6 protein-coding genes are annotated in these 4,156 nt (G+C 31.4%); 2 read left to right on the forward strand and 4 right to left on the reverse strand.

The features are described from left to right. The 4 genes from ACH2BP_RS07700 to ACH2BP_RS07715 all read right to left on the reverse strand — a co-directional run. On the reverse strand, nucleotides 1–705 hold a 705-nt coding region (locus ACH2BP_RS07700), incomplete at its 3' end, for a phage integrase SAM-like domain and Arm DNA-binding domain-containing protein (RefSeq protein WP_395058601.1). Between the two features lie 362 nt (nucleotides 706–1,067). Then, nucleotides 1,068–1,268: a hypothetical protein gene (locus ACH2BP_RS07705; protein WP_395058603.1), complete on the reverse strand. Its 201-nt coding sequence runs from the start codon at nucleotides 1,266–1,268 to the stop codon at nucleotides 1,068–1,070. Next, nucleotides 1,268–1,471: a hypothetical protein gene (locus ACH2BP_RS07710; protein WP_395058605.1), complete on the reverse strand. Its 204-nt coding sequence runs from the start codon at nucleotides 1,469–1,471 to the stop codon at nucleotides 1,268–1,270. Before ACH2BP_RS07710 ends, ACH2BP_RS07705 begins: the two co-directional genes overlap by 1 nt. A gap of 296 nt (nucleotides 1,472–1,767) precedes the next feature. Further along, entirely contained in the window at nucleotides 1,768–2,391 is a 624-nt protein-coding gene (locus ACH2BP_RS07715; protein ID WP_395058607.1) for a hypothetical protein, read from the reverse strand. 265 nt (nucleotides 2,392–2,656) lie between these two features. Here ACH2BP_RS07715 and ACH2BP_RS07720 point away from each other — a divergent pair, with 265 nt between their 5' ends. Both ACH2BP_RS07720 and ACH2BP_RS07725 read left to right on the forward strand, forming a co-directional pair. Further along, the gene (locus ACH2BP_RS07720) at nucleotides 2,657–3,040 is read left to right on the forward strand and encodes a DNA-binding protein (RefSeq protein ID WP_395058609.1); all 384 of its coding nucleotides are present in this window, start codon (nucleotides 2,657–2,659) and stop codon (nucleotides 3,038–3,040) included. Then, entirely contained in the window at nucleotides 3,037–3,933 is an 897-nt protein-coding gene (locus ACH2BP_RS07725) for an IS3 family transposase (protein ID WP_395058611.1), read from the forward strand. Before ACH2BP_RS07720 ends, ACH2BP_RS07725 begins: the two co-directional genes overlap by 4 nt. Nucleotides 3,934–4,156: the final 223 nt, after the last annotated feature.

Raw genomic sequence — 4,156 nt, forward strand, 5'->3', positions numbered from 1 at the left:
ATAAATACAATTTAATGAGCCTTCTTCTGTCTTATAATTAATTAGAGCCTCGATTTGGTCTTTCTTCAAAAACAATCTCTCGGCAGGGTCTTTTTTTAATGTCAATTTGCTGAAAGGATACATATATTCGGGAATAATATCCTCTTTAATGGCTTGTTTGAACATTATCGCCAAAATCATAATGGAATACCTTTGTGTTGTTGCTCCATTCTTTAAAGTATTTGACATATAAGCCATAAAATCCAGTAATAGAGAAACCGTAATATCGTCAAAGAAAACATCTTTTGTGCCTACCCACTTTTCAAATTTATCAAGATACAGCAGATAATTTTTATAGGTACTAATGGAAACACTCCCTTTTATTTTTTCGCAATGCTTACGGGAATATTCAAAAAAGTTAGGGACTTGCTTTCCTTTAATGGCATCTTTTAATTTATTGGCTGAAACTGTTTTTACTTTTCTTTCTAAATCCGCAACCTGCGCTTCCGCATCTGCAATTTTTTGAGCAATGGAAGCGTTCATTCTTGCGCTATTGGGGTGGTTCTTTTTTACCCGCTGTTTTGATTCGTCCCATTCACTTTCTTTCAATTTCACACCAACAGAAATAAATTTGGCTTTCCTGTCTTTTATAACTCTTATATATAAAGGGCAATGACCCGCTTGGTCTTGCTGGTGCATTCTCAAAATTAACTTAATTGATGCCATACTTTGTAATATTAAAATGTTTTACTATTTTTACATAACGAAGCAAATGAGTGAAAGTCCTGAAAATAAAAGCGTTTCATTTGAGTGCATCGCAAAACGAAAGTACAACATTTGGTATAACAAAGCAAACATTATGTTGCTTTTTTTTGCTCTCGTTTGAATTATAATATTTTATAAAGTCAATAAATACAGTACTTTAAGTGCAAATTGAAACGTAAAATATTATAATAGAACTAACAGCGGTTTGGCGCAAGAACGGGTTTAGTGCTCAATCGATGTTTCGGCTCATCAGGAAAGTCGGCGATTAACCAAAGTTTAGGCTTGTTTAGCCGTTCCTGACGCCAAGCCACGAGACGTTATCGCTAATTGCTACCACCACGTTCTAAAACGACTTTCACAATTAGAAACTCATTATTTTCAAACTTTCTTTCTTTCTTTTGTGAGAAATTGTAAAGCAAATTTTTCTCTTGTTTTTCATCAAATCCAATGCTACGGCAAAGGATAGGCAAAGAACCGAACAATCTATATTGCTCGGTTTCTTTAGTTTTTAAAATGAAAGGCATTAGTTTAATTTTATACTTGGTGCGTTAACTTTTGCTTTTTCAATAAAAACTTTTCCTAAATGTTTAAAAGCTATATTACTATCTGCATATCCTAATTCTCTCGCTACATTATCAAAATGATTTTGTCGTGGCGCAGCTGCTTTTTTTGCTTTATAAGAAATTCTACTTTGTAAGTTTTTAACGTCTTGATTAATTGGTTTCATAATTTTAAGATTTACAAAATAACTTCGTTGTTATTTCTTTAGCAAATATATAACTTATTTTCTAATAAACAAGCGTTTTTATAAAATATTTTAATTATTTTCTAAATTATTTTTATAAACCACCCGCAACTAGCGATAACAGTGGTTTTATTCAATTGCAAAATATCTGCTAAAATCAAAATTATCTTTCGCAAAGCGTTTATTTTAGCCGAAAATACTCGGTTACGAAGTTTTGCAACTGAAATAAAGCCACGAAACGTTGGCAGTAATTGAACCGAAACGGAAAATATAAGCGATTATTTTAAATTTTGAACTACTTCTGTAATGGTTTTTAAAGCACCAAATTCAGGATTAATAAAACCAGTTAACATATCTGAAAAATGTAAAAAACTAAAAACAGAAAGTGTAATGCAAATTGCTAAATGAACATATTTAAAAATTGACATATTAGAATTTGGAATTAGACATAAACCCTCTTCTTCAATATTTGTATATTGTTTTCCATAAACACTTGGATGCCTTTCACATTCTTCTTCTGTTTTTCCATCTCTAAACATTAATTTTTGATTTATAACTTTAACTTTTTCGTATTTAAGATTAGCACTGTAATTTTTCCTGTAAAATAAAAACCAGTTAATTATTGAACTAAAAATCAAAATTAAAAAGCCCCAAGACCAAACTAACTGTTGTTTCACTAAAATCAACCAAAGAGAATCGGTTGTTGTTTTTAATTCTTTTGACAAAGATTCTAAGGCACTTTTAATTTGCGGTGTTGTAGATTTTAAATCTTTGTAAACTGTTGAAATTCCTTCTTTGGAATCTTTGTAGACAGTTTCAATTGTTGCAGACGTTTTTTTGTCGGTTTGAGCGTTTACAAAAGTTAAAACGCAAATCATAAGTAATAAAAATAATTTTTTCATTGTAAAAAATATTAGTTTGTCTTTTCACTTAATACGGTGGAAAAGTAACCGTTAAAAAAATCAACTACTGCCAACAGCGGTTTGGCGCAATTGGGTTTTGAGTGCTTATTCGAGAGTTCGTGTGTGTTTGTTATCATAGTGTTTAATTTAAAGTTTGTGTGTGCTTTTCCCCAACTGACTCCAAGCCACGAGACGTTGGTGGTCAGCTTAAAAAATGTCTCGTCCTAAAATAGGTTGACTAAAAATTAAACACTTTTAGTATCCTATGGAAACACCAACAAATCAAGCCTGTCGAAAAAAAGGCTATCAAAAAGTAACTTTCGAGCACAAACTTTTTGTCATCGACCAAATTAATAATGGTCAAATATCGGCTAACTTTGCATCCAAGAAGTATAATATTTCACGAGCAACAATACACTATTGGATGAAAAAATTAAGCAACTACACCAACCAAAAAACATTCGTATCTAAGGACGATGAAATTCGAAAACTAAAACTTAAAATAGCTGATTTAGAAGGTATTAAATTCTTCCAGCAAGATGTAATTATTGAGTTCGAGAAGATTACCGGGGAGGAACTTTCAAAAAAGTTATTGCCCGAGTCATTGAGCGATCCTATTCAAAAAAGAAAGAAAAAGCTTTTAAAATAAAATGGGTTTGCCAATCACTTGGGCTATCAAAACAAGCTTATTATCAACAAATTAAACGAGATAAGAATCGTGATTTACAGAAAGATAAAATCATCGATTGGGTAATTGAGTATCGTAAAATATTACCTAAAACTGGAACCAGAAAATTATTTGAATATTTACAACCCAAAATGGAAGAAATGAACATAAAAATGGGACGTGATGCTCTAAACGATTTGCTTCGTTCAAGAGGGATGCTTATCAAAAAAACCAAAAGATATTTTATCACTACAGATTCGAAACATTTCTTTTACAAATCACCTAACTTATTGACTGACTTAAAAATAACCCACAGCGAACAAGTTTTTGTTAGCGATATTACCTACATTAAAACCGATGCAGGTCACTCCTATTTGGCTCTTGTAACAGATGCGTATTCTCGCAAAATAATGGGTTGGAGTTTGCAAGATAATATGAAAGTTTCGATGGTAAAAGACGCTTTGAATATGGCATATAAAAACTGTGTGTTTAATCACAAAAACATCATACATCATTCCGATAGAGACATTCAATATTGCTGCCCAGATTACTCACAATATGCAGAAAACAAAGGGTTTATATTAAGCACAACCCAACAATACGATCCGTATGAAAACGCAATAGCAGAGAGAATTAACGGAATTTTGAAATATGAATTTGGACTTCGAAAGACCATAAAATCAGTCGATATTGCTCAAAAAATGGTGGTGCAAGCCGTAGAATTATACAACAATTTAAGAATGCACTGGAGTTTAGATTTTAAAAAACCGCAAGAAGTTCATTTACAATACAATAAACAAAAAAATAAAAATTATAAAAAAGAAAAAAAGTTGCCTAAAACCAAAACAAACCCTACTTTTGAAATGATTGTGTGAGGATGAAGTTAGGCTCTGCTGAGGAGCAACCTAATAAGTGCCAAAATCATAATCTCTCAAAAATGAAGTTGGGATTGACAAACCAAAATTTATCAATCCCATTTTTAAACTTCATTTTTAGAAAGAAAAAAACTAAAAAAACCTAACAGCAAATTCACTTGCTAATTTGACAAAAACAAAAATAATTAACCTAAAAAATGGCCAACGTATTTTAGGATAAGAC

The sequence above is a fragment of the Flavobacterium sp. genome (genome assembly GCF_043756175.1).
In the GTDB taxonomy this organism is placed as follows: Bacteria; Bacteroidota; Bacteroidia; order Flavobacteriales; family Flavobacteriaceae; genus Flavobacterium.